Genomic DNA, 24,608 nt, shown 5'->3' on the forward strand with positions numbered 1-24,608 from the left:
GATGCTTAGGTCTTTAATTGGTCGAATTACCTTCCCTGCTGGATTGGCCAAAATCGCTGGTTGGCTCGGATTCACGTTCCTGGTTGCCCCAATTGCTGTCGTCGCACCGTTGGCGTTCAATGCTGGAGATGGGCTGAGCTATCCTCTTCAAGGGGTATCATTAAAATGGTTTTCCGCCATTTTTGTAGCTTATCCTTGGCTGCTGGCGTTGAAGAATAGCTTTATAGTCGCAGTAGCTGTGACAATCTTGGCCACAATCCTCGGAACTTCGGCAGCTTATGGACTTAGCCTTGCAAAGTTCAAAATGAAACCGCTAATCATGGCAGTGATAATGGCGCCAGCGCTTGTCCCTGTCGTCATCGTGGCACTCGCTTGCTATTTTTCGTTTTCCAGTATTGGAATGATTGGTAATTTGTACTCTGTTATAGTTGGTCATACTGTAATTGCAGTTCCGATGGTTTTTATTACAGTAACAGCGACGTTGAAGGGTTTTAATCCAGTACTGATAAGAGCAGCATCAAGCCTCGGTGCTTCGCCTATGCGTGCATTCTGTACCGTAGCATTGCCAATAATTTCGCCTGGTGTACTTGCTGGTTCGGTATTCGCTTTCGTAACGTCGTTTGACGAAGTTGTGATAGCGCTATTTCTTACCGGCCCAGGACAGATAACTGTTCCGCGGCAGTTGTTTAGTGATCTACGAAACCAGCTGACACCCTCAATTGTCGCGCTGTCCCTGCTACTAACCCTGATCTCAGCAATCTTCATAGTTGTTGCCGGATACTTGCAAAAGCGAGCCGGTATCGCGTCGTCACAGAATTCAGGAGGAATTCTGTCGAGCTGAATTCCTAACAGACTCAAATTGACACGACTGTTCCGACCCATCACTGCGAGGACATAAAATTGCGTGGCGCCCTGATAACTCCAGATGTCTTTGATGCAATGCTGATGCGAACAGGGATGAGGCTTGATTGCCAGACTCGGCGGAAATTGCTGCAGGATTGCCGATTTGTAGAATCGCTCAATCAAATCCTATGGCGGACCGACGAAACGGGAACAGAGGCGGCTGCTGTATTCGATCCCTCGGACGTTTTCAACTAAGGCTACATAGTAATGTCTTTCTGTATGACGATTGCGGAAGCCTCGCTACTTTTAGCTCAACGCAAGATATCGTGCCTTGAGCTTGTCGAAGAGAGCCTCTGGCGGATTGTTGCTCACAATCCGACTCTCAGTGCTTTCGTCTCGGTTTTTGGAGAAAGTGCTAGAATGGCGGCAAAGGCCGCGGACATCGAAGTTTCTGCCGGCAATATACGTAGTCCTCTACACGGCATACCGCTGGCGTTAAAGGACAATTTTGACGTCCTAGGAACACCTACAACGGGACATTCCCAAGCATATCGAGACAGATTTCCCTCAGAAGACAGTGTCGTTGCCAGCTGTCTACGAGAGGCTGGAGCAGTGATCCTTGGCAAACTCGCAATGTATGAGTTAGCCCTTGGAGGCCCATCGTTTGATCTCCCATGGCCGCCTGCGCGAAATCCTTGGGATCCTTCAAGGATAACTGGGGGATCCAGTAGCGGCACGGGATCCGCGATAGCCGCCGGCCTTGTTCCTGGAGGGATTGGATCGGATACAGCTGGTTCAATACGGTTTCCTGCAGCCTATTGCGGAGTAGCTGGCCTTAAGCCGACATACGGACTTGTTAGTCGGCGAGGAATGATTCCGCTGGCGAATTCGCTCGATACAGCGGGGCCGATGGCCTGGACGGCTGAAGACTGCGCACTGCTGTTGCAGCCAATGGTGGCGGCTAGCTCCATATGTAGATTGCCGGTCCCGAGCTATGCGGGCGCGCTCACGCGAGGCCTAGCCGGTGTTAAGGTCGGCCTTGTCAGGCACTTTTATGAAGTGGACAATGTTGTATCCCAACATACTTGGGCGGCGCTTGAAGAGGCGCGTCGAGTCTTGGAGGAGTTGGGAGCCAATGTCATCGATGTCCGGTTAAGCCCACTGGAAGAATACTCGGCAGTCGCACTAGTTATCATGCTGATTGAAGGGTTTGCTGAGCATCAAAACCTGTTGGCGGAGCGATCAGGTTCGCTTGGATCATATTTTCGAGAGCGAATTTCACTGGGAGGCCTTTTTACCCCGGCCGATTACCTGCAGGCCCAGCGCCGTAGACGGACCTTGTGCGCAGGCTTGGCTGCTGCGTTTGACACAGTTGATGTCTTGGTTACCGCTATTACACCAGGAGAGGCTCCAACCATTGAAGGTGTAAGCCCTTTTCTTTCTTACGAAAGACCGCTGCTTTCTTCTCCGTTTACCGTTTCCGGCGGTCCAGCAATATCGATTTGCTGTGGCTTCTCTCCTGAAGGGCTACCATTAGCAATGCAAATCGCTGGCAAGCCATTTGACGAACACACGGTACTCCGTGTCGCCCATGCGTATGAAAAGGAAGCTGCGTGGCGGTCGATCCGACCAGCCATGACAACAGCACAGAACAATGAGGGTTCCCAATGAAGCCAGACCTATCGTCCATCGATGAATTGTTGATTAGAGCTGAACGGCGTTACTCCGAAGAGCGCCCCAAGAGCAGAGAATACATAGAACATGCAAGTCAATTTTTACCAGGTGGAAATTCTAGAACAGTATTATTCTTTAAGCCGTTTCCTATTGTTATAGAAAAAAGTTATGGGAGCAGCCTCATTGATATAGACGGCTATAAATATACGGATTTTCTAGGAGAGTATACGGCCGGTATTTTTGGGCATTCGGACCAAATTATTCGGTCCGCCATTGCTGAGGTACTTGAAAATGGTTGGGCACACGGCGGGCACATCCAAAACGAAGCGAATCTGGCAGAGCTTCTTTGTGCCAGATTCAAGTCCTTGGACAGAATTCGCTTCTGCAATTCTGGAACCGAGGCAAATTTGATGGCCGTTACCACGGCCAGAATCTTTACAAAGCGATCTAAGGTGATGGCTTTCAAAGGTGGCTACCACGGCGGCGTTCTGGTTTTCAAAGATGGAAATGCTCCGCAAAACGTGCCGTTTCCTACTATCCTTGGAAAGTACAATGACCTCGACGACGCCCTCGCACTCATCGAAGAACACAAAGACGACCTAGCGTGCATTCTTGTTGAACCACTTCAAGGTGCCGCCGGGTGCATTCCAGGAACTAGAGTATTCTTGGAAGGTCTTAGGCAAGCATGCTCCGAGAATCGAATTCTTCTGATTTTTGACGAAGTGATGACGTCGCGGCTTTCTCCAGGGGGGCTTCAGCAGACATTTGGCATAGTGCCCGATATGACAACGCTAGGAAAATACATTGGTGGAGGTGCGAGCTTTGGTGCTTTCGGAGGCGGCGAAGAAATTATGGAGATCTATAATCCTAACACGCCTCACTCGGTTTCCCATGCTGGCACATTCAATAACAACGCCATTACGATGGCCGCAGGATTTGCGGCCATGTCCCGGGTTTGGACTGCTGATCGGGCTGTTGCGCTGAACGACCGGGGTGACCAGCTTAGGGATCGATTAAACGCGATCGCCACAGCGTCGCAACTTCCCGTGCAAGTTACAGGTACCGGGTCGATCATGAACGTTCATTTCTGCCGCAACGAAATATTTAACATTGACGACATAGAGGAAAATCTTGGTCCAAATGCAAAATCGGTATTGCATTTAGAATTACTTATGAAAGGAAAATATATTGCAAGAAGGGGAATGATTAATCTATCAATACCTATTTCAGATGCGGATATGTTTGATCTTTCTTCAAAATTTGAAGAAATTTTGGATATCCTTTCTAGTCTATCGAAAGGGGTAAGTTTTTATGGGTAACGATGACAGGACTTCGCTTGATAGAAAAGCGCTACTAGTAGGCACATGGAGGCTGATTTCGGTAGTTGCATTTGAGGATGGCGAGCCGACAAATAGTGCACCCTACGGCAGATCCCCAAGCGGTTTCATTCACTACCTCGCAGACGGTAGAATGGCGGTTGTTATTGCTTATGGAGAGCGGCCCTCACTCAATGGTGATCGGCTGTGCGCAAATGTAAGTGAGAGGGCCCAAGCGTATGCGACGTTCATTGCTTATGCTGGCAAGTATGACCTCTACGAAGACCGTATCGTGCATCACGTGGATGTTTCTGCTTTTCCCAACGAGGTCGGTAGTACTCAGACACGCCACTATGAAATTGTCGGCGATCGAATCCATCTGACGACTGTCCCACTTTCGCGCGAGGGACGAATGCAAGTCTATAAGCTTGTGTGGGAAAAGGTACCAAACTGACCGTGGTTAGAATTAGCCACTGCGGCCTTTGCCCATCCTCATAGCAAGGGCACATCAAGCTCCTCGATTGCTACCTGGACAGCAACCCTTGCTTATTGAGTTCGGCAAGCGGAGGGTTTCGCTAGCTGGCAGTCAGATTGTAGCAGTGGCGGGTATGGCAGAGCCTTAGGACACCGCAATACGAGTAGCCGGTATCATCAGTCAAATAGCCGATCGCGCATCCTCGGCTATGTCTTGAGATATCGCCAAGCATCCTCTGTTTAAGTCACCGAAATCATATATCTGAATAATGAGTCGGTATTCAGTTTTCTGTTGACGTTCGCTTCCGAGTGTGGCCTTCTACGGCTAACGGATGTGTGCAGCCGCGCTGATGGGGTGGCCCGAAGGAGAAAAAGATGACTTATGAATCCTACCAGGAGCTCAGGCTGGATATTCGTGATCGTGTGCTGACCATCACATTTGACCGCCCCGACAAGGCAAATGCGGTCAACGAACGAATGCACGAGGAGCTGGCGCGTATTTTTCAAGACGCCGCGTTGGATGAAGCTGTCGACGTGATTGTGTTGACCGGTGCTGGGCCCACATTTTCAGCTGGGGGCGACATTGAGTGGTTTCAGAAAATGATCGACCAGCCCAGCGCATTTGAGAAGACCGCGATGGAGGGGCGTCGAATCGTCTTTTCCATGCTCGACTGTGAGAAGCCAATTATTGCGAAGGTTAACGGCCATGCAGTTGGACTCGGAGCGACTATGGCACTGTTTAGTGACGTAATCTTCGCTTCCAGCAATGCGAAGATTGGCGACCCTCATGTTTCGATTGGTTTTGTGGCAGGTGATGGCGGCGCGGTAATATGGCCGCAATTGATCGGGTATGCCCGCGCCAAGGAGTACTTGATGACCGGGGAGCCAATTCCCGCGGTTCGGGCTGCGGAAATTGGCCTTATCAACTACGCAGTTTCACCAGATGAACTTGACGCTAGGGTCGATAACTTTGTTTCTCGCCTCCAGGCCGGTGCCAAGAAAGCAATTCGGTGGACAAAGGTGTCGGTAAACATCGGCCTTAAGCAACTCGCCCATAGTATCCTTGACGCCTCTCTCAGCCTGGAGGCTCAGTCAAATATCACCGAAGATCACCAAGAAGCCGTTGCGGCGTTTCGCGATAAACGTGCACCGATTTTCACGGGCCGCTGAAAGCCTACGGCTAAACTACTGACAGGAACAACTGATGAACTTCGATGAAGCTGAACATATCACTATGATCCGTGAGACGGTGCGCCGTTTCGTTGAGGCAGAGATGCCGCGCGAGCTCGTCCGCAAGTGGGACAAACAAAACTATTTCCCGCGTGACGTTTACAACAAGTTGGCCAAGCTCGGGATGATGGGTTTAACGGTCGACGAGAAATACGGAGGAAGCGGGCGCGATATTCCTGCGACGATGATCGTCATAGAAGAACTAGCGAGGCGCAGTCTGGCGGTGGCTGTCCCATATATAATGTGTGCCTGCTACGCCGGTATGAATATCGCTGAGTGCGCTTCTGACGCACAAAAAAATCTACTTCTTCCCAAGATCGCCACCGGCGAACTTATGTTCGCGTACGGTTGGACGGAGCCAGATATTGGAGCCGATCTCGCTTCTGTAAGGACCACGGCAGTTAGAGAGGGCGACAGTCTAATTATCAACGGCGAAAAGCGGTTCTGCTCTGGAGCGGGAATTGCCGACTACATCTATGCGCTTGTGCGAACGGGGCCGGCATCGGAGCGATACAAGAATCTCTCTATTGTGCTTATTCCTCCTTCGGCGGCTGGGATTTCGATCGTCGGTCTCGAGTGCATGGGCATGAAAGGTGCGGGAACGACGGATATATCGTTCTCGGATGTGCGGGTTCCTATCGAGAACATTATAGGTGGCGAAGAGGGTTTGAACCGTGGCTGGGATTTCATTGTGGGGTCGGGACTCGACGTGGAGAAGCTCGAAGTCGCGGCGCTCTCGCTCGGTATTGCCAGCGCTGCAGTCGATGACGCTTGGGAGTATGCTCAGGAGCGACGTCAGTTTAACAGGCCGATCTGTGCAAACCAGTCTATCCGACATCAGTTGGCAGATATGAAAACATCGCTCCATGCTTGCCGACTCATGTTGAAGCATGCGGCTTGGCTAGCCCAGGAGGAGCGGTCCTGTCGTGTAGAAACATCAATGACGAAGTTATACGTGTGCGACGTCGGCAAGAAGATCGCTCAGGACGCGCAGACTATTTTTGGTGCTTATGGATACGCCAAAGAATTTGACGTGGAACGCTATGTGCGTGACAGCCTGTTAATGCCGATTATTGGAGGATCTTCGGCAATACAGCGAAACAATATCGTCAACTGGATGGAATTGCCGAAGGGTTGACCGCGAAAGGATATTGGTATGGAGGGGCGTGCAAGAACCATGAAATCTGGCTGGGTTCCGGCCGTAGCACGGTTGGTGGGGAAGAAGGGCATTTCGACATTCGCACCGCCGACTGGGGTAGCGGGATTGGAGTCACTCGACGCTGGGCGAATAAGCGCTTTGATGGAGCGAGTTCAGTGAATGATCATCAAAATGACGCCACGCGTCCATTGCCGGGCGATATTCAATGCCGCACCCCGCTACAGCTTCTGGCTCGTAATGCGAGGCTGTATCCGAACAAACTTGCTATCGTAGCCGAGTCCTGCACAGGAGTGCAGGCGCGTTTGACCTATTCGGCGCTCGCCTGGCACGTGGATAAAGCGGCTGATGCATTGCGAAATGCAGGTCTCTCACGAGGTCAGCATATCGGGATATTGTTGACCAACAACTCGGCCATCGAGTGGTTGTGCATTGCTTTTGGCGCCATGCGGCTCGGTGCGGTGGTTGTGCCCCTCAACACACGATTTGCAGACCGGGAACTTATCTCCGCGATCCAGGACATGGATTGCGTCGCGCTTGCCTATGGGGAAGAGTTCGCTCCTCGGGTTCCAACTTTTCTCCCGGCCTTGGACGCTGCGCCGCAGCTCCTCATTTCCGTGGGAAATGGCGCGACAGGCGATTCCAATTGGCAGACGTTGATGGATGCCGGAGAAGCCAATCGAGGCGGGTTCCCGGAAATTGGCGAACGAGAGTTGGCCGATCTACTTCTTACGTCGGGCACGACCGGTCGGTCCAAAGGCGTGATGTTGTCCCATGGCAACGCCGTCGCCACCGGCGCAGCCGTGGCAGGTGCTCTCTCGCTTGGCCCCGACGACATTTATCAAAGTCCGTTTCCGCTGTTCACCAGTTCGGGTTTCCACTTTAACATCATGGCAACGTGGTGGGCGGGAGCGACGCTGATTGTCGAGCCGAGAGTTGAGGCGGAGGAGACGCTCTCACGTATGACGCGCGAGCGCACAACTGTCTATTGCGCGGTGCCTGCTGTTTACCTCTTTATGCTCGAGCGGTACTCGCCAGCTGTCCACGATCTCTCGTCCATGCGCGTCTTCGACTACGGAGGGGCCCCAATGGCCCGTGAAGTAATTCGGAAACTCGCGGATACATTTCCGCATGTTGAACTGCGACAAACCTATGGTTTGACTGAGGCAGGCCCTAGCGGCACGTTCCTTGCTGGTTGTGACTCAATTCGCAAACTTGGCTCGATAGGTACATCGATGCCACTTTGCGAGACGACGGTCAGGAAGACGGACCTTAGCGAAGTTAGCCCCGGTGAAGCCGGCGAAATAGTCATGCGTGGGCCAACGATAATGAAGGGTTACTACAAAAGCCCAGAGGAGACGGCTAAGGCAATGCGTGACGGCTGGCTGTGGACCGGCGACCTCGCAACGCTCGATGAAGATGGCTTTATCTTCTACCTCGATCGCAGCAAGGACGTGATCATACGCGGCGGATTTAACGTAAGTTCAATGGAAGTCGAGAACGCGATCTTTGAGCATCCGAACGTAAAGGAGGCGGCGGTCGTTTCAATCCCTCACGATAAGCTGGGAGAAGACCTGTTCGCATTTGTGGTAGCGCGTGAGGGGGTCGTGCTCGGTCCGGAAGAGCTGACTGCCTTCTGCAAAGGCCGTATTGCCGATTATAAAGTGCCCCGGAGGTGGAGCTTCGTAAAGGAACTACCGCGAAATCCCACTGGGAAGGTACTCAAGAACAAGTTAAGGGAAGTAGCTTTAGAAGCTCGAACTTTTGGACTTTGGCAGCCAACAGAGAATGGAGTTCATGGCCCCAGAAGTTGATCATGGCATTAATTCTTCTCGCCAGGGCCCGATTCAGAAAGCGCGTAGCTGTGTCGTGGCCTTACATGCTCTGACGGTACTTAATATTAGCATAACGGCGGAAGGAGAAGGAGGTGTATCGAAAAACGATACAAGTGAATTATCATGAAAACGGCAAATATCAGCGCAAATCGAGGGCGAATTGAATGGCCTCAGAAACTCAAAGAAAAAAGAAGAAGACTCGGGCAGAGAAATCCATTGAAAATCGAAACTCGATCTTGGAAGCTGCCGCTGAGATCGTTGGAGAGCTCGGATATGGTGAGGCTTCTATTGCGCGAATAACTCAGCGGGCTGGACTTGCTCAGGGTACATTTTACCTATATTTCGACAGTCGCCAAGCCTTATTTGACGAGCTTCTACCTCACATGGGCCAAGGGTTGCTTGATTTCCTTCACCGCCGGGTTGAAGGGGCAACTGACATGCTCGAGGTTGAAGAGCGCGGCTTTCGTGGGTTTTTTGACTATCTTCAGCAGAACCCTTCATTTTTCCGTGTCCTAAACGAGGCGGAAGTGGCGGCCCCGCAAGCATACGAGACCCACTTTACTAAGCTGAGAGAACGCTATGTGGACTCTCTTGAGCGCAGTTGGAACCGAGGGCAGCTTCCCGGTTATGCACGAGAAGAGCTGGAGGTTCTCGCTTACATTTTGATGGCAGCCCGCAGCTATCTCTATCTGCGATACTCGAAGGATGAGAGCGGGCCAAAGCCGATTCCCGATTGGGTAGTTAACGCATTTAGGAAGTTTATTGCTGGTGGGCTCCTATGGCGCGGGCAGGAAGCTGGCGAAGTCGACGAGAGAAAAGACGCTCTTTCACCCTGAGCCAAGCCATTTCTGCTCAGGACCTGGCCCGTCGCTGTAGCAACAATGGCGTCCTCAGGGCGTGCCAGGAAAGTTGAATTGAACGTTCTAACATACGAGCGTGCGACGGCCGCGCGATTACTTCATCTATGCCATCTCTTAGGAGCACCCATGAAGATCTTGGTCCCCGTGAAGCGGGTCGTTGACTACAACGTCAAGATTCGCGTCAAGCCTGATGGCACCGGCGTCGAGCTTGCGAACGTGAAGATGTCGATGAACCCGTTCGACGAAATCTCCGTCGAAGAGGCGCTACGGCTGAAGGAAGCCGGCAAGGCTGAGGAGATCGTCGTCGTCTCGATCGGACCGGCGAAGGCCGAAGAAACGCTGCGCACCGCCCTTGCGATGGGTGCGGACCGGGCGATCCTGGTCGAGACCGACGATGCGGTCGAGCCGCTGGCGGTGGCGAAGATCCTGAAAGGCGTGGCCGAGGCCGAACAGCCGGGCCTTGTTATCGTCGGCAAGCAGGCGATCGACGACGATTCAAACCAGACCGGCCAGATGCTGTCGGCGCTCTTGGGCTGGGCCCAGGGAACGTTCGCCTCCAAGGTCGAGCTCGGCGACGGCAAGGCAAAAGTCACCCGCGAGGTCGACGGCGGCCTGCAGACGATCGAGATCAAGCTTCCGGCGGTGGTCACCACCGACCTGCGCCTGAACGAGCCGCGCTACGCCTCGCTGCCGAACATCATGAAGGCAAAGAAGAAGCCGCTCGGCAAGAAGGCCCCGGCCGACTTCGGCGTCTCCACCGCAGCCCGCCTGAAGGTGTTGAAGACCGAGGAGCCCGGCGGCCGCAAGGCCGGCGTCAAGGTGAAGTCCGTCGAGGAACTGGTATCCAGCCTCAAGACCGCCGGCGTTCTGTAAGCGATAGGAAAGGGAGATTACACATGGCCATTCTTCTTCTGGCTGACCACGACAAGAACCACCTTTCCGACCAGACCGCCAAGGCGCTGACGGCGGCTCAGAAAATCGGCGGCGATGTGCACGTGCTCGTCGCAGGCTCCGGCGCCAAGGCCGTGGCCGAGCAGGCTGCGAAGCTTTCGGGCGTCGCCAAGGTGCTCGTCGCCGACGACGCAAGCCTCGCCAACAACCTGGCCGAGCCGCTGGCTGCGACCATCGTTTCGCTCGCCGGCAACTACGACACGATCATCGCTGCCGCCACCTCGGTCGGCAAGAACGTGATGCCGCGCGTCGCAGCCCTGCTCGACGTCGCCCAGGTCTCCGAGATCATCGAGGTCGTCTCGGCCGACACCTTCAAGCGTCCGATCTATGCCGGCAACGCCATCCAGACGGTGCAGGCGACAGACGCCAAGAAGGTGATCACCGTGCGCACTGCCTCATTCGCTTTTGCCTCCCAGGGCAACTCGGCTGCTGTCGAACAGGTCCCGACAGCAGCCGCTTTTTCTTTGTCTGCATTTGTGAGAGATGAATTGTCCTCGTCCGACCGCCCGGAACTGACCTCGGCCAAGATCATCATCTCCGGCGGCCGTGCGCTCGGCTCTGCCGAGCAGTTCAAGGAAGTGATCCTGCCCGTCGCCGACAAGCTCGGTGCCGCCGTCGGCGCATCGCGTGCCGCCGTCGATGCCGGCTACGCACCGAACGACTGGCAGGTCGGCCAGACCGGCAAGGTCGTTGCCCCGCAGCTCTACATCGCCTGCGGCATTTCCGGTGCGATCCAGCACCTCGCCGGCATGAAGGACTCCAAGGTGATCGTCGCGATCAACAAGGACGAAGAAGCGCCGATCTTCCAGGTCGCCGACTACGGCCTCATCGCCGACCTCTTCGAGGTCCTGCCGGAATTGGAAAAGGCACTTTGACCCATTGAAAGTGGCCGATCCGGCGATGGCTCGGACAATGCGCGGCATCTGGAAAGGGTGCCGCGAACAACATTGAAGAAGGACAGGAACATGAACCGGAAAGTTGTCATTGCTTCGGGTGTGCGGACTGCGATCGGCGATTTCGGGGGCACGCTCGCGGAAGTCTCCCCTTGCGAGTTGGCGGCTGAAGTCGCTCGTGAAGCGATTGCCCGTGCCGGAATTTCGCCGGCGGAAATCGGGCAGACGGTGTTTGGCAATGTGATCCACACCGCGCCCGAAGACATGTATCTGTCTCGCGTTGCGGCGATCCGGGCAGGCGTGCCGGTCACGGCTCCGGCGCTGACTTTGAACAGGCTTTGCGGTTCGGGCCTGCAGGCCGTGGTCACGGCCGCAGAGGCAATCCTTTTGGGTAACGCGGAGATCGCTCTTGCCGGCGGAGCCGAGAACATGAGCCGCGCCGGTCACCTCCTGACACAAGCTCGTAACGGCCAGAAGATGGGTGATGTGGTCGCTACCGACATGATGGTTGGGGCGCTGACCGATCCCTTCGGCAATGGTCACATGGGAATAACGGCTGAAAACCTGGCAGAACGTGGAGGCATTGATCGCAATGCGCAGGATGCATTCGCTCTCGAGTCTCATCGTCGTGCGGCCCAAGCGATTGCGGAAGGTCGTTTCGCCAATCAGATTATACCACTGACGATAACCAAGGGGCGCAAGGAGATCGTCTTCGATAGGGATGAGCACGTTCGCGCCGGCGTTTCCCTTGAGGATCTCGCCAAGTTGCGGCCGGCCTTTCGCAAGGAGGGTACGGTTACTGCCGGCAATGCGAGCGGTCTCAACGACGCTGCTGCGGCGCTCGTCCTGATGGAGGAAGGTGCCGCGGCTGCCCGTGGCGTGAAGCCATTGGCCAGCATCGTCGCATATGGTTTGGGTGGCGTCGCGCCAGATGTGATGGGTCTTGGCCCGGTTCCGGCAGTGAGGCAGGCTCTGGAACGGGCAGGGCTCACCGTTTCCGACGTTGACGTCATTGAATCGAATGAGGCCTTCGCCGCGCAGGCCTGCGCAGTTGCGAACGAACTCGACCTTCCGGCCGACAAGACCAACCCAAATGGCGGCGCTGTGGCGCTGGGCCATCCGATTGGGGCTTCAGGTGCGATTATCCTGATCAAGTTGATCTACGAGCTTCGCCGTACGGGCGGCCGCTATGGGCTTGCGACCATGTGCATCGGCGGCGGGCAGGGGATAGCTGCGGTCGTGGAGGCCGCGCAATGACGACAATCAGAAAAGCTGCCGTGATCGGCGCCGGTGTCATGGGTGCCGGCATCGCCGCGCACTTCGCCAACGCAGGCGTCGATGTGGTTCTGCTGGACGTGGAGCGCCGCTTCGCAGTCGACGGAGTCTCCAAGCAGCTGAAGGCGGGCGGTTTCATGAATCCCGCGTTTGCGGCGCGGATCACGCCGGGATCGATCATCGAGGATATCAACCTACTCGCGGACGCGGACTGGATTGTCGAGGCGGTGGCTGAACGGCTGGACGTGAAGCAAAAGCTTTACAAGGCGATCGATGCCGTGCGGAAAGCGGGTTCGGTGGTCTCGTCCAACACTTCCACCATACCTCTTTCCACTCTGGTGAGTGGTCTGCCCGAGGCTTTTGCACGCGACTTTCTCATCGCTCACTTCTTTAACCCGCCACGTCAGATGCGACTGCTGGAGCTCGTACCCGGAACGTCCACACGACCGGGGGCGGCCGCTGCTGTGCGCGACGTCGCCGACCGGCTGCTTGGCAAGGCGGTGATCGACTGCAAGGACACTCCCGGCTTTATTGGCAACCGTATCGGCACCTACTGGATGGCGGTGGCGATGAACGAGGCGATCGCGCTCGGGCTCGACGTGGAGGAGGCCGATGCTGTCATCTCAAGCCCCTTCGGCATTCCCTCGACAGGCATCTTTGGGCTGCTTGATCTCGTCGGTGTCGACCTGATGGCGACGATCCTGCAGTCGCTACAGCGCGCCTTGCCACCTACCGACGCCTTCCAAAGGTATCCCGCAGAGCCGCCACTTCTGACGCGCATGATTGCTGAAAATCGCATTGGTCGGAAGAGCGGTGCAGGCTTCGTCAAGCTCTCTGCGGATCGCAAAAGCCGCGAAATTGTTGACCTTGCCACCGGAGAGTATCGCATACAGCGCATCCTTGCCTCCGAGAGCCTTGACGCGTCCAAAGGCGATGCCAAGGCCCTCATAGAGCACGACGGCATCGGTGGTCGCTACGCCGCCGTCGTCATGGAAAAGACGCTCGCATATGCTGCCTCGCTTGTGCCCGAGATTGCCGATACGCCAGATGCCATCGATGAAGCGATGCGCGCCGGCTATAGCTGGAAGCAGGGGCCTTTTGAACTGATCGATCGCCTTGGAGCAGATTGGCTGACAACACGCCTCAGGGTTCGCGGGCTGCCGGTTCCCGCTTGTCTCGCTTTGGCCGCCCAGAAGGGTGGGTTCTATTCGATCCAAGTTGGCAGGCGCATGGTGCTTGGACCTGACGGCGAACAGCGTCCGGTCGCAATCCCCGACGACATTATCACCATCGCGGCGCTGTCATTGTCCGCCAAGCCGGTGCATTCCAGCCCCGCTGCCAATCTCTGGGACCTTGGCGATGGCGTAGCTTGCCTCGAGTTTCGGACCAAAATGAACACGTTCTCGCCGGCTTTGCTGGACGAGGTGGATCGTGCGATCACGTGCACGCAAAGCAACTTCTCCGCGCTGGTTATCGGCAGCGATGCCCCAGTGTTCAGTGCAGGCGCGGATTTGCGGACTTTCCTGGAAACAGTCGAGACTGGCGGGCGCGAGGCGCTTGGCCGCTTCCTTGATCGCGGGCATGCTACATTCAAACGTATCAAGTATGCGCCATTCCCAGTCGTCGGAGCCGCAGCCGGACTCGCCTTGGGCGGCGGGTGTGAAATCCTGCTGCATTGCGACGCAATCCAGGCGCATGCTGAACTCTCGATCGGGCTTGTCGAAACACGCATCGGCGTCATACCCGGTTGGGGCGGCTGCAAGGAAATGCTGCTACGCCTGAATGCTGAGCCACCGCTTGCAGCCTTCGGATTGATTGCGCCTGCGAAGGTCTCAACGAGCGCCTACGATGCCAGGGACCTTGGGTTCCTGCGTGCGGGTGATGGCATTACCATGAACCGTGACCGGCTACTGGGGGATGCCAAGCGCAAAGCACTGGAACTCGCAGAGAACTATGCACCGCCCAAGCCAAGTCTGATTGTTCTCTCTGGACTGTCGGGAGCGTCCGCGATCCGCGACATGCTCGACGGAGAAGCGGCGGGTGGGCGTCTGACGGCACACGATCGAGTGGTGGGTGAAACCCTCTGCTCCGTTCTGACGGGCGGTCAGAGCGCGGGGCCGGTGCAAGAAGATGCAATCCTGGCACTGGAACGTGAGGCTTTTATTGATCTCCTCGCCACGCCGGCCTCAGTCGCACGCGTCCGGCACATGCTCGAAACCGGCAAGCCATTGCGAAATTAGAGGGAAGCTAAAGCTCATGAAGCCGGCAGTAAAATACTCGTTCGATCTAGAAAGCGGCGTTGCCCGAATTACATTCAATCGGCCGGAGGTTCTGAACGCTATCAATCTGGAACTTGCCCTGAGCCTGCTCTCGGCCGTTAAAGATCTCTCCCTCCAAGAAAATTTGCGGTGTATCGTTATGACAGGCGCCGGACGAGCCTTTATGGCTGGCGGCGATGTTTCTACCTTCGCAGGAGGGGCTGACAAAGCTGCGGCGAGCGTCAATGAACTGTTGGACGCATTGCACGCGGCCATTTTGGGCCTTCGGAATCTCGATGCGCCGATTCTTGCGGGAGTGCAGGGGGTTGCTGCGGGGGCGGGGCTAAGCTTGGCGTTGGTTGCGGATGTCGTATTGGCCGCGGAAGACACTCAATTTCGTATGGGATATGACCGACTGGCAACTGTGCCGGATTGTGGCGGAACTTGGAGCCTAATGCAAAGAATTGGATACGGACGTGCGACCGATTTGATGACCCTTGGTCGTATTCTTAGCGGGAACGAAGCGAAAGATTGGGGACTTGTCAATCGAACGGTGCCGTCATCAGATTTCGCTTCAGAGCTCGACACACTCGCCCGTAAACTTGCCCGTGGCCCGAGCAAAGCATATGCGGCGTTTCGTCGCTTGGCAGAGGCTGCGATCGGAAGAAGTCTGGGCGATCAACTTGAAGCAGAACGAAAGGCATTCGTTGCTCTAACGCGCTCATCGGATTTTGCCGAGGGTGTGACTGCATTTCTCACGAAGCGGCTTCCTGTCTTTGGCGGGTACTAATGGGACTCCTTTCTCTCCAATCCAAATGCCACCAGAAGGCAAGCAAGGCCGGTGATTTTACGGGCGGCAACGGCCAATCGGTGGTGGGTTCAAGGATAAAGTGCGACTTGCGAATGATATGGGTTATCATGCGCAAGGAAGATGCAATGAGACGCACCTACTCCCAAACATTCTGCGCCGGCCAGATATCGTGGCCGATCGCAAGCAGTTCGAGATCATCGAAGCATTCTCGCGCTTGCCATCCTCCGCGTTCGACAGATTCAGGAGCGTAGCGAGCTCGCCGAACGCCTTCTGAAGGATGGCGGCCAGATCATCGAGATCGACCCGGACGATGTGCTCGCTTCTGCGATCCCGGATCGCTTCTCCTCGGCCTATGAGGCCGCCAACCTTACCGAACTTATGCAGTCGATGGGCGAAACGGTCAGAGCACGCCAGGCCTCGTACGCTCGGTGCTGGGCGCATCGAAGCCGTTTCAGATCGTGTTCGGTCGCCGTCGCCCCGCGGCCGCGAAACACCTTGGAATCAAGTTCAAGGCGATTGCTCGTGATCTGAGTGATGAGGACGCTGTTGTCCTTCAGGGCGAGGAGAACAGCAACCGCAATGACCTATCCTTCATCGAGCGCTGCTTGTTTGCGCATTCACAGGAGATGGCAGGTTTCACTCGCCAGGTGATTTGCAAGTCGCTGAACACTGGCAAGTCCCATGTTTCGGAGATGATCCGGCTCGCTAATGCTTTGCCGCGCGAGATTCTGCAGGAGATCGGCGCAGCGCCCGACGTCGGGCGTCGGCGATGGATCGATTTTGAGGCAAGGTGGTCCGCGCAACAGACACCGCTCGAGACCGCCAGGAAAGCGCTCGGCCGGGATGAGGCCCGCAAAGGTGACAGCAATGCGCGCTTCGCAGTCGTGTTCGAAGCGCTTTCCGATGAGCGACAGTTACCAGTGTCAGTTGACGCAGTCGAGCTTGTTTCGCACGGTCTGGTGCTCGGGCAGATGCGCCATGGAAAATCCGGGGTCTAAACTCGCTTTCAACAAGTCGGTTCCAAGCGGATTCGTTGACTTCGTTGCTGAGCAGATTGAAAGCCTGCACGACCAGTTCATGCGGAAAATGCCCGATAGGGCGTCAAGAATTTGAATCAGGAGGAAAACAGCAAAAGAAAAAGGCCCCCAAACGTTTCCGTCGTGGAAGCCCTTCTCTAATCTTAGCAAATCAAGAATCGCATTTCCACGAGTCGTCGTCAAGCGTCTTTGGCACCGTTTTGGTGAGCGGATTTCTTTTGCCTATTGAAAGGTGAAGGAAAATGCAGAGTGGGAATGTGACGACGCCCTTCGGGCGGCGGCCGATGACGCTTGCCCTGGTGAAGGGACAGTTTGAAACGGCCAGCATTAGGTCGAGGAAAGCGGCCGACAAGTGGAAGATCTACCGCGACGCCTGTGATGCGCGTTCACTGCTTGGGCTGCGCGACCGGGCATTGGCGGTTCTGAATGCGCTGCTGTCGTTTTATCCGGAGACTGAACTGTTTGAGGAAGGCAATCTCATCGTCTTCCCGTCGAATGCGCAACTCTCGGCGCGAGCAAACGGGATTGCAGGGTCGACGCTGCGCGAAAACCTAGCGCTGCTGGTCGACGCTGGATTGATGAAACGACAGTCCGAATGGCAAGCGCTATGCACGCAAGGGCAGGGACGGCGCGATCGCGTTCGGAAGAGCTCGCCCAGCTGGCCCAGCAGGTGGCCGAAGAGCGTCGACAGCTGAAGATCGTCAAGGAGCGCATTTCGATCTGCCGCAGGGATATCCGCAAGCTGATCCCCGCCGCGATGGAGGAGGGGGCTTCCGGCGATTGGGGCCCGGTCGAGGCCCACTACGTGGCGGCAGTCGGACGGCTCGCGAAAGCAAAGACCGAGCCGGAGCTCGTAGAATGCCTGGAAGAAATGACGCTGCTGCATGCCGAAGTGGTCAACCTTTTGGAACTTCAGCTGATTTCGCAAAAAAGCGACACCAATGGTGCCGAATGCCGTCAGCACATACAGAATTCAAATACCGAATCCAGCGATGAACTTGAACCTAGCTCTGGAAAAGAGCAGGGGGAGCCGGCGGTGCAGACCAGCGAGCCTTTGCGGGAGGCGATCAAGGCATTTCCGTTGGGCATGGTGCTACGGGCCTCCCGGAGATTACGATGTACGGCCCCGACGGGGAGATTTCCAGCTGGCGAGAACTGATGACCGCCGCCGTCGTGGTCCGCTCGATGCTCGGGGTCAGCCCGTCCGCCTACCAGGAGGTCTGCGAGGCGATGGGGCCGGAAAACGCTGCCGTTGCGGTCGCCTGTATCCTCGAAAGGGCAGGCCACATCAATTCGGCCGGGGGCTATTTGCGCGACCTAACGCGAAAAGCGGCACGCGCCGAGTTTTCGCTTGGGCCGATGCTGATGGGATTGCTGCGCTTGAACGGCAAGCCGGTGCAGAGTACGGGCTGATGGGCGGCATGTACTGGAGAGTATCTCGGCCCACAGAGGCCGCGCTTAAGTGTCATCCCGGCATCAGCCGGAACCGATCCCCCGGGAACGCGCTAGGTTGGTGCGTCAGTGCAGACGGTTTCCAACAACTGGATGGTCATTGCCTGTGCCAGGCGCGGAATGTCGGAGAATTTATCTCGGTGCAAAAGCCTTGCCATGATGGTTTCCGCGAACTGCGGGTTCATCTGATGAGCGACCTTCAGCGCGGCCTCGCATTTGCCCCGGAAGGGCGTCAGCGCTTGGTTGAGATACTCCTGGCCGTGCGTTCTCACGACACAGGCGATGTCGAACATGTCGCGCGGCTGCATCGTGGCGCCGCGGTAGTAGATTTTCTTTGCGATGATCTCCGCAGCGGTCTCGAGCATAACGTCTTTGCCGCGCACTCGCGCGTTCACCGTCGGGCTGTTGCTCAGGCAGGGGGCGCAGATGAAATCGATTTCGCCGACGTTCTCGAAGACAATCTTCAGCGTCCTCGATCCGTCGGTCTCGTAGCCATCAGGGTTGAAGTCGAGCGTATAGCCCTGTGTCGTCGGGTTCAGGTAAGGCAGCAGCTGCGGATCATCGAGAAAGATGTCGACGTCAAAGCTCTCACGGTGGTTGATCTGAAGCATCAGGGCCGTACCGCCCCCAAAGGTCCAGCTGTCTATCAGCGTGCGTTCGGCGTTTGCTTGTTCGATGATGCGCCCGGCCTGATCAAACAGGTCGCCCATCTGCTGGCCGGGTGATTCGCCAACTAAGCGGCTCGCGCCAAAGGAAGAGGGTAGCCGGCAAGGGCCGAGAAATTCCGAGCCAAATCGGCGGCGACCGTCGGATCAACGTGCATCTCGTCCAGGAACAAGACCTGAAGCTTCTCGTCTACTTCGGAAAAGAAGGAAAAAGCCGACGGATCGAAAGAATGTGCGCTTGTCGGGTCCGATAACTTGGACGCCAGTTGCTCAGCCGAAAGGGTCGCCCCATAAGGGGCGTTGACGGTCGACAGAACCTTTACTGCAACAATCGACATCTATTTGAACCGCATAGCACTTGCGTCCTATATACCGTGACAGCGTCGCCGAAACAAGGATCAGGCACAGGACGGGCCGGAACGGTGCGTTAGAACGCTCTCTTGCCAGCCGAACGCCGCTAGCAACGTTGGTCAGCAGACAAAGGGCGTAAAGACCGGCGGGGAAAGTATGACATGTCGAAAATAATCGCTGCTGTTGGCGTCGTGGTCTCCGCATGCGCTAGCATTGCCGAAGCGAAGGGGCTTGCAGTGATTTCCCGCCGACGTCGAAGGTAACTGCCGCTTTTATGCAGTTGGCGATTTTATGCCACGGAATCCTAACCTTATGGTTGCAATATCGGCGGAGTGCATTCACGATAGGTTCGACATCGGCAAGCGGATGACGTGCAGCCGCCGCCGAATCTTACTCTAAGTAATAAAATCAGAGATTTGGTAAATTGCTTCAAGGCGCCGCGCGTTCGAATCCGCTCAAGAGCACCGTGTCCGAGGCAACTACAGGGAGAGGCGTTCCCGGCAGATCGTTTCCACCAAGCTCTGCAAAATCTTCGCCCTTTCAACAAGCCAGGTGAGTTCCTCGTCGCTGATCGCATATTTCGGCGAATAACGCGCTTCCACATAGGCGCGTGAAAGCAGTTCAAAACAGCGGCGCGAGAAGCGGCTGTCGCGCGGCCAACCGGTGACGAGACGATTGTCGACGCTCTCCGCCTGCGATCGAAGGACCTTCAAACGATGAGACTTGGGGCTGTAGAGCGTCAGTGTGAGCAGAACGCAATGATAAAACCGTTCAGTCGCTTGGTGGAGATCAAACGCGGCATGGTTCGGCATGTCGTCGGAGATTGCAGTCTCCGCCTGAGTGACACAGTAGGATGCATCGCGGAACCAGCGGGCGAAATGTTGCCGCGCCTCTCGCTGCTCCTCATCAGCTGTCAGCGGCTTCGGTTGCGCGAGCGGATGGCCTGGTTCCTCGTAGAGGACGATGCCGTCCTTGGCGATGTCGACGAAGAAGGGGCGGCCGCGGGATAGTTGGTCGTTGACGTCCTGCAAGGTGTGCACGATAGGGACGACCGGTGTCTCGATGCGGTGGGCGATCTGCTCCTTTAGCAGCTGCTCTTCGATGCCCTCCCAGAGATCGCTCTCATCGGCAAACGACTTGGTACTGACCACGATCAGAAGGTCATAATCTGAACGATAGCCGCTCAAGCGGTCTTCAACCCAGTCGCCGCGGGCGTAGGACCCGTAGAGGATCACCTTGAGGATCTTGCCGCTGCTTCGTTTGCCGGACAGCTTGGTCGCCTGGAACTGCTCGACCTCGGCAAACAGGATTTCCACAATGCGGGCGAGTTCGCGGCGCTTTCTGTCCGGCAGATGCTCAATATGATCGGTCAGGGTCAAAGCAGCGTCGAAACCTTCGGTGTGAATCGCATCCATCGTAGCGGTTCCAGTGTGATTGCGCACCTGAAGCTTTTAGGCGAGAAGAATGACGTCCACAATTAGAGGATTATGCAGTAGAACCCGGTCTGCCAGCGAGATTCCGCTAGGACATTGGCGGAGCGGATGTCGATGGGATTAGTTTTCATTATGAGTCCAGCCCATGACAGGGCGCGGGCAAATCCAGAAGCCGTCTAACCCCCAGTCCATCCTTATATGGGTGACAGAGACATAGAACCGCACATTGCTCCTGGCTACCGCCGACTAATACACTCACATTTCCGGGGATATGTGGAACGTCCTATGCGCGTCAAGCCTGCCTACAACCTGTCCACCGCGGCCGAGCTGCTTAGTAAGACCTCCACGAGATTGAGATAATGTACTTGACGACGCGATGTGTTAGGGACCGGCCTTCGAACCAGGTGAGGCTCTATGATAGCGCTATACGCTGACTATATCGCGAGTTTGAGGGCGTTGTTTTCCGAGTTGGATCGCCGTCCTGAAAACTTCCAAACCTTCAATGTTCGGCTGGAGTTGGCAGCAGCCGGTGGCCTTATCATCTACGAGACGAAAAGGCGCAAAAATCAGACAGACAGCCTCTATTATGGACGTTCCGCTGCAGGGGCGAATCAGCAGATTTCACAGGCGTCGGCCTTCGCAGCGATCGATCGGTTTTTTGCCCTCGGCCAGTTCCTTGCCCCAACGATCGAGACAAACGGCCGTAAAGGGTCGAGTGCAATCGACCCGCAGTACCCTCACTGCGCAGTGAATTTCTCGTATCGCAAAAAAGGCCAGCCGGTGGCCCGCTCGATGCTGATGGTTTTCATTGGATTTAATGACGAAGCAGATGCGCTGCAGCTTGCGGCAGCGACAATGGGCTCTGCCTTTGTCGCTGAACGACCGCACTACACGGAGCGATGCTACGAGTGGAAGTGAATGCTATTGAGCAATAGATGAATTGCTCTAGCCCTTGTTGATAGCGTCCGGCTGTGGCCATCGGACTAACGCTTCGCGACCGGCATCCGTCACGCCGTAGACGCCCCAAGCGCGGATAGCCGCTGATCGCAAGGTGCCGCATGGCAATCGGAAGCCACCGACCTTTATCGCCGGTCCGCGTCGTGACAGCATTGTCGCGCCCTTTTGTGCGCGATGGCCTGATCAATGTCCGGCTACGCTGCAATCGCAGACCTAAGGCTTTCATGGAATGTAAGCTGGTCGGCACTGTTCGACGCCGGTGTTTGCCAGTGGTGGTTAGATTGCATGAAAAGGTGCGAGTTGAATTTTCTTCTTTGGCGAGCTTTAGAAGGTGTTCAGTCGAATGTGAACTCGCGAATCACAGAGGAGGAAACGTGGCTCGAACGCTTGTCCGACCTGGAGGCAGAAGTGAGCGCATTCAGCTTGCCGTCTATCAAGCGGTGAGAGAATTGCTCGGCGAGCGTCCCGGTGGAGAACTGACCGTGGCCATGATTGCGTCTCGCGCCGACGTCCCGCCATCGACAATATACCGCCGTTGGCAAACGCTTCAGCAACTTCTGACCGATGTCATGAGAGAGCGTTTCCTTCCCGTCAGCGTGCCGGTGGAGACGGGAAGTCTCAAGCACGACCTGGAAGTCTGGTTTGCGCAATTGGTCGACGCCATATCGTCTGGCCCTGGAAATGCCCTGCTGCGGGAGAGGCTGACCGATGTCCGCATCGCGCGGATCGCCGCGGGATATGCGCGTCAGAACCTGGTCTGCCTCTGCAACCGATGTGCGACACGCGGCGAGCCGGTGCCGGTTCCGGATCGTCTCGTGGACCTGCTCGTCGCGCCGGCCATTTACCGGATCTTCTTCGCCGGCCAGACCATGTCCAAAGCCTACCAGGTCGAATTGATCGAGAACGCGCTGAAGTCTCCGATGCTAATGGAACCGTTCGAGAGCCAATCCTCCATATGCGGTCGTGGTCTCCACGAAGACGCTGGTCAGTAGCCGACGAGCAGCCAAGGTTCGTCGGTCCCGAAAAAGGGTTGAACGCCGAGAAGCGGAGCCGCGCGGCTGACGATCTCCTTAACCATCGGGGCTGCTGTATGCGCCGCCAGTCGGCGCCCCGCTTCGTCGCCTCGTGGCGCATCGATAATCGACAGCACGATGTAGCGCGGGTCGTGCATCGGAAAACCGCCCAGAAATGCGTTGAAATTCAGATCGGTGGCGTATTTTCCATTCACCACCTTGTCGGCGGTCCCGGTCTTTCCGCCGACATGAAATCCGGGCACCTGAGCGTTGCGACCGGAGCCGTTGGTGCCATTCCAATTAAAGAGGTAGCGCATGTCGGCGCTCGTCTCCGGGCGAAGCACCTGGGTCGCCTGAGCCGTCACGCGATCGGGACGTTGCGCCAGGAACGTCGGTTGAACGAGTTTGCCGCCATTCAGAAGCGCCGCGGCAGCAACGGCGGTCTGCAACGGGGTCGTCGCCATGCCATGGCCATAGGAGATTGTCGCGGAATTGATCTTCTTCCAGGCGCGCGGCTGTGTCGGCGTCGCCACCTCGGGGAGTTCCATCTCCATCCGCGACAGAAGACCAAGCCGGGTGAGGAATTCCTGGTGCCCGTCAATGCCGACCATGTCCGCTATTTTCACCGTCGCAATGTTCGACGAGTAGCGAAAGACTTCCGGGATGGTGAGCGGGCGGTTGCGGCCATGGAAGTCCTTGATCCTGAAACCGCCGATCCGGATCGGCCGCGAGGCGTCGACGATCGAGTCCATGCTGATCTTGCCTGCATCCAGCCCCATCGCCAGGGTGAAGCTCTTGAAGGTCGAGCCCATCTCGAACGTGGCATTGCTCATGCGGTTGAACCAGCCCTTCTCGTATTCCTTGTCGATGCTGCCGTCCGGCAAGGTTTTCGCCGGCACGTTCGGGTCGTAGTCGGGTACCGAAGCCATGGCGAGAACTTCCCCGGTCTCGACATCCAGCACGACAGCTCCGGCAGCCTCGGCTTGATAGGCAACCATCGCCTTCTTGATGACATCGTGCACGATGCTTTGAACGCGAAGGTCGATCGACAGCCGGACGCGTTCGAGCGGCACATCGTTCGTCATGCCCGCCGCCCTCAGATCAGCAAGGCCCTGCCGGTCGATGTAACGTTCCATGCCGGCGAGGCCGCGATTGTCTACATCGACGTGACCCAGAATGTGCGAGGCGGTGGCGCCGCCCGGATAGAACCGTCTTTTTTCGGGTCGAAAGCCAATGCCGGGTATGCCCTGCGCCAGGATATCCGCCTGCTGTCGAGGCGTCAGCTGGCGCTTCAGCCACCTAAATGCGGATTTCGATCGAAGCTTTCTGTGCGTGTCGGCCCAGTCCAGGTCGGGGATGACGGCCGCCAGCTTTTCGACGACTTCGTCGGGGTCTGTGACCCTCCTTGGTTCAGCATAGAGCGACACCATGTTGATGTCGATTGCCAGAAGTCTTCCGTTGCGGTCGACGATATCGGGACGCGACGCCGCGGACGCGACGCTGCCGATCGCTCTAGTCGTAGCAGGCACCGAAAGGCCGTACTGGACGAGTCGCGCACCAATGACCAGATAGACTGTGGCAACGCAAGCCATTAGCAGGCCGAGCCGCCGTTTTCCCATCCGGGCGCGGCCGATGATGGTTCGATCATCAGCGGCGCGCCGTCTCGTCACCAGAAAATGAGACCGGCTCCTCAGCCTCACGACGCGAGCAATGATTGTCATTCCGGATTTACCCCAGACTATGGTTCTGCCTGCGCGGCGCAGCGCCCAACTCGGCATCGCGAGCATGCGCCGCGAAGGCGCTGCCGAACCTGATAACGAAAGGTGCCGGCCAGTTATTGCGATTGAAATCGCATTAAGAGCGTTACTGAAGGGTTAAGGTCCTGGAAGACGCATATGTGCAAGCCGCTAACGCTCGCCGAGGTGTTATCGTTTTAGATGGCGCCCTGCGCTTCATTCCCTGGTCTTTTCGGGGGTGACGTGCTCCCGCCAATTTAGGCCGATCGGAACTGGAATTTTCCACTTATGATCCCGCTGGGGACAGGAGAAGAGTTCCATGAAGGCATCGAAGTTTTCGGAGGCGCAGATCGCCTTTGTTCTGAAGCAGGCGGAGGACGGATCGTCG

The 24,608-nt window shown here is 56.4% G+C and carries 20 protein-coding genes and 1 pseudogene; 17 read left to right on the top strand and 4 right to left on the bottom strand.

Features of this window, described 5'->3' with window-relative positions; genetic code table 11:
- Window position 1 precedes the first annotated feature (1 nt).
- The 15 genes and pseudogenes from AC1DDS_RS23880 to repC all read left to right on the top strand — a co-directional run bounded on the left by AC1DDS_RS23880 (window position 2) and on the right by repC (window position 18,026).
- Window positions 2–841: an ABC transporter permease gene (locus AC1DDS_RS23880; RefSeq protein ID WP_477481132.1), complete on the top strand. Its 840-nt coding sequence runs from the start codon at window positions 2–4 to the stop codon at window positions 839–841.
- Window positions 842–1,122: 281 nt separating this feature from the next.
- The gene (locus tag AC1DDS_RS23885) at window positions 1,123–2,514 is read left to right on the top strand and encodes an amidase (protein ID WP_477481133.1); all 1,392 of its coding nucleotides are present in this window, start codon (window positions 1,123–1,125) and stop codon (window positions 2,512–2,514) included.
- The gene (locus AC1DDS_RS23890; protein ID WP_477481134.1) at window positions 2,511–3,836 is read left to right on the top strand and encodes an aspartate aminotransferase family protein; all 1,326 of its coding nucleotides are present in this window, start codon (window positions 2,511–2,513) and stop codon (window positions 3,834–3,836) included. The genes AC1DDS_RS23885 and AC1DDS_RS23890 overlap by 4 nt, the downstream gene beginning before the upstream one ends.
- The gene (locus AC1DDS_RS23895) at window positions 3,829–4,287 is read left to right on the top strand and encodes a lipocalin-like domain-containing protein (protein WP_477481135.1); all 459 of its coding nucleotides are present in this window, start codon (window positions 3,829–3,831) and stop codon (window positions 4,285–4,287) included. Before AC1DDS_RS23890 ends, AC1DDS_RS23895 begins: the two co-directional genes overlap by 8 nt.
- Before the next feature lie 395 nt (window positions 4,288–4,682).
- Window positions 4,683–5,477, top strand: coding sequence for an enoyl-CoA hydratase/isomerase family protein (locus tag AC1DDS_RS23900; protein ID WP_477481136.1), 795 nt, complete (start codon window positions 4,683–4,685; stop codon window positions 5,475–5,477).
- A gap of 34 nt (window positions 5,478–5,511) precedes the next feature.
- The gene (locus AC1DDS_RS23905; RefSeq protein ID WP_477481137.1) at window positions 5,512–6,675 is read left to right on the top strand and encodes an acyl-CoA dehydrogenase family protein; all 1,164 of its coding nucleotides are present in this window, start codon (window positions 5,512–5,514) and stop codon (window positions 6,673–6,675) included.
- A complete protein-coding gene (locus tag AC1DDS_RS23910; RefSeq protein WP_477481138.1) occupies window positions 6,672–8,507 on the top strand; it encodes a class I adenylate-forming enzyme family protein in 1,836 nt (611 codons plus the stop codon). Before AC1DDS_RS23905 ends, AC1DDS_RS23910 begins: the two co-directional genes overlap by 4 nt.
- Window positions 8,508–8,692: 185 nt before the next feature.
- Window positions 8,693–9,364, top strand: a complete 672-nt coding sequence (locus AC1DDS_RS23915) for a TetR/AcrR family transcriptional regulator (RefSeq protein WP_477481139.1) — start codon at window positions 8,693–8,695, stop codon at window positions 9,362–9,364.
- A gap of 150 nt (window positions 9,365–9,514) precedes the next feature.
- Window positions 9,515–10,261: an electron transfer flavoprotein subunit beta/FixA family protein gene (locus AC1DDS_RS23920; RefSeq protein WP_477481140.1), complete on the top strand. Its 747-nt coding sequence runs from the start codon at window positions 9,515–9,517 to the stop codon at window positions 10,259–10,261.
- Between the two features lie 23 nt (window positions 10,262–10,284).
- A complete protein-coding gene (locus tag AC1DDS_RS23925; protein ID WP_477481141.1) occupies window positions 10,285–11,214 on the top strand; it encodes an electron transfer flavoprotein subunit alpha/FixB family protein in 930 nt (309 codons plus the stop codon).
- Between the two features lie 90 nt (window positions 11,215–11,304).
- Window positions 11,305–12,489, top strand: coding sequence for a beta-ketothiolase BktB (bktB, locus tag AC1DDS_RS23930; protein ID WP_477481142.1), 1,185 nt, complete (start codon window positions 11,305–11,307; stop codon window positions 12,487–12,489).
- Complete coding sequence (locus AC1DDS_RS23935) at window positions 12,486–14,747, top strand: 3-hydroxyacyl-CoA dehydrogenase/enoyl-CoA hydratase family protein (protein WP_477481143.1); 2,262 nt, start codon at window positions 12,486–12,488, stop codon at window positions 14,745–14,747. The genes bktB and AC1DDS_RS23935 overlap by 4 nt, the downstream gene beginning before the upstream one ends.
- A 16-nt stretch (window positions 14,748–14,763) precedes the next feature.
- Window positions 14,764–15,555: an enoyl-CoA hydratase/isomerase family protein gene (locus AC1DDS_RS23940; RefSeq protein WP_477481144.1), complete on the top strand. Its 792-nt coding sequence runs from the start codon at window positions 14,764–14,766 to the stop codon at window positions 15,553–15,555.
- A 449-nt stretch (window positions 15,556–16,004) separates the two neighbouring features.
- Window positions 16,005–16,574 carry a ParB/RepB/Spo0J family partition protein gene (locus tag AC1DDS_RS23945; RefSeq protein ID WP_477481145.1) on the top strand — a complete coding sequence of 190 codons (570 nt, stop codon included), beginning with the start codon at window positions 16,005–16,007 and terminating at the stop codon, window positions 16,572–16,574.
- 281 nt (window positions 16,575–16,855) lie between these two features.
- Window positions 16,856–18,026 (top strand): annotated as a pseudogene (gene repC / locus AC1DDS_RS23950) (plasmid replication protein RepC).
- Window positions 18,027–18,118: 92 nt separating this feature from the next.
- Here repC and AC1DDS_RS23955 read toward each other — a convergent pair.
- The 3 genes from AC1DDS_RS23955 to AC1DDS_RS23965 form a co-directional block, all read right to left on the bottom strand.
- Window positions 18,119–18,775, bottom strand: a complete 657-nt coding sequence (locus tag AC1DDS_RS23955; protein WP_477481146.1) for a nucleotidyl transferase AbiEii/AbiGii toxin family protein — start codon at window positions 18,773–18,775, stop codon at window positions 18,119–18,121.
- A 23-nt stretch (window positions 18,776–18,798) separates the two neighbouring features.
- Window positions 18,799–19,068 (bottom strand): hypothetical protein, encoded by a 270-nt coding sequence (locus AC1DDS_RS23960; RefSeq protein ID WP_477481147.1) that lies wholly within the window; start codon window positions 19,066–19,068, stop codon window positions 18,799–18,801.
- Window positions 19,069–19,560: 492 nt separating this feature from the next.
- A complete protein-coding gene (locus AC1DDS_RS23965) occupies window positions 19,561–20,496 on the bottom strand; it encodes a HEPN domain-containing protein (RefSeq protein ID WP_477481148.1) in 936 nt (311 codons plus the stop codon).
- 432 nt (window positions 20,497–20,928) lie between these two features.
- Here AC1DDS_RS23965 and AC1DDS_RS23970 point away from each other — a divergent pair, with 432 nt between their 5' ends.
- The gene (locus AC1DDS_RS23970) at window positions 20,929–21,432 is read left to right on the top strand and encodes a hypothetical protein (RefSeq protein WP_477481149.1); all 504 of its coding nucleotides are present in this window, start codon (window positions 20,929–20,931) and stop codon (window positions 21,430–21,432) included.
- Window positions 21,433–21,920: 488 nt separating this feature from the next.
- Complete coding sequence (locus AC1DDS_RS23975; protein WP_477481150.1) at window positions 21,921–22,463, top strand: TetR-like C-terminal domain-containing protein; 543 nt, start codon at window positions 21,921–21,923, stop codon at window positions 22,461–22,463.
- Here AC1DDS_RS23975 and AC1DDS_RS23980 read toward each other — a convergent pair.
- Window positions 22,457–24,205, bottom strand: a complete 1,749-nt coding sequence (locus AC1DDS_RS23980; RefSeq protein ID WP_477481151.1) for a peptidoglycan D,D-transpeptidase FtsI family protein — start codon at window positions 24,203–24,205, stop codon at window positions 22,457–22,459. The genes AC1DDS_RS23975 and AC1DDS_RS23980 overlap by 7 nt on opposite strands.
- Window positions 24,206–24,608: the final 403 nt, after the last annotated feature.

It is taken from the genome of Mycoplana sp. 10N416 (genome assembly GCF_056394765.1).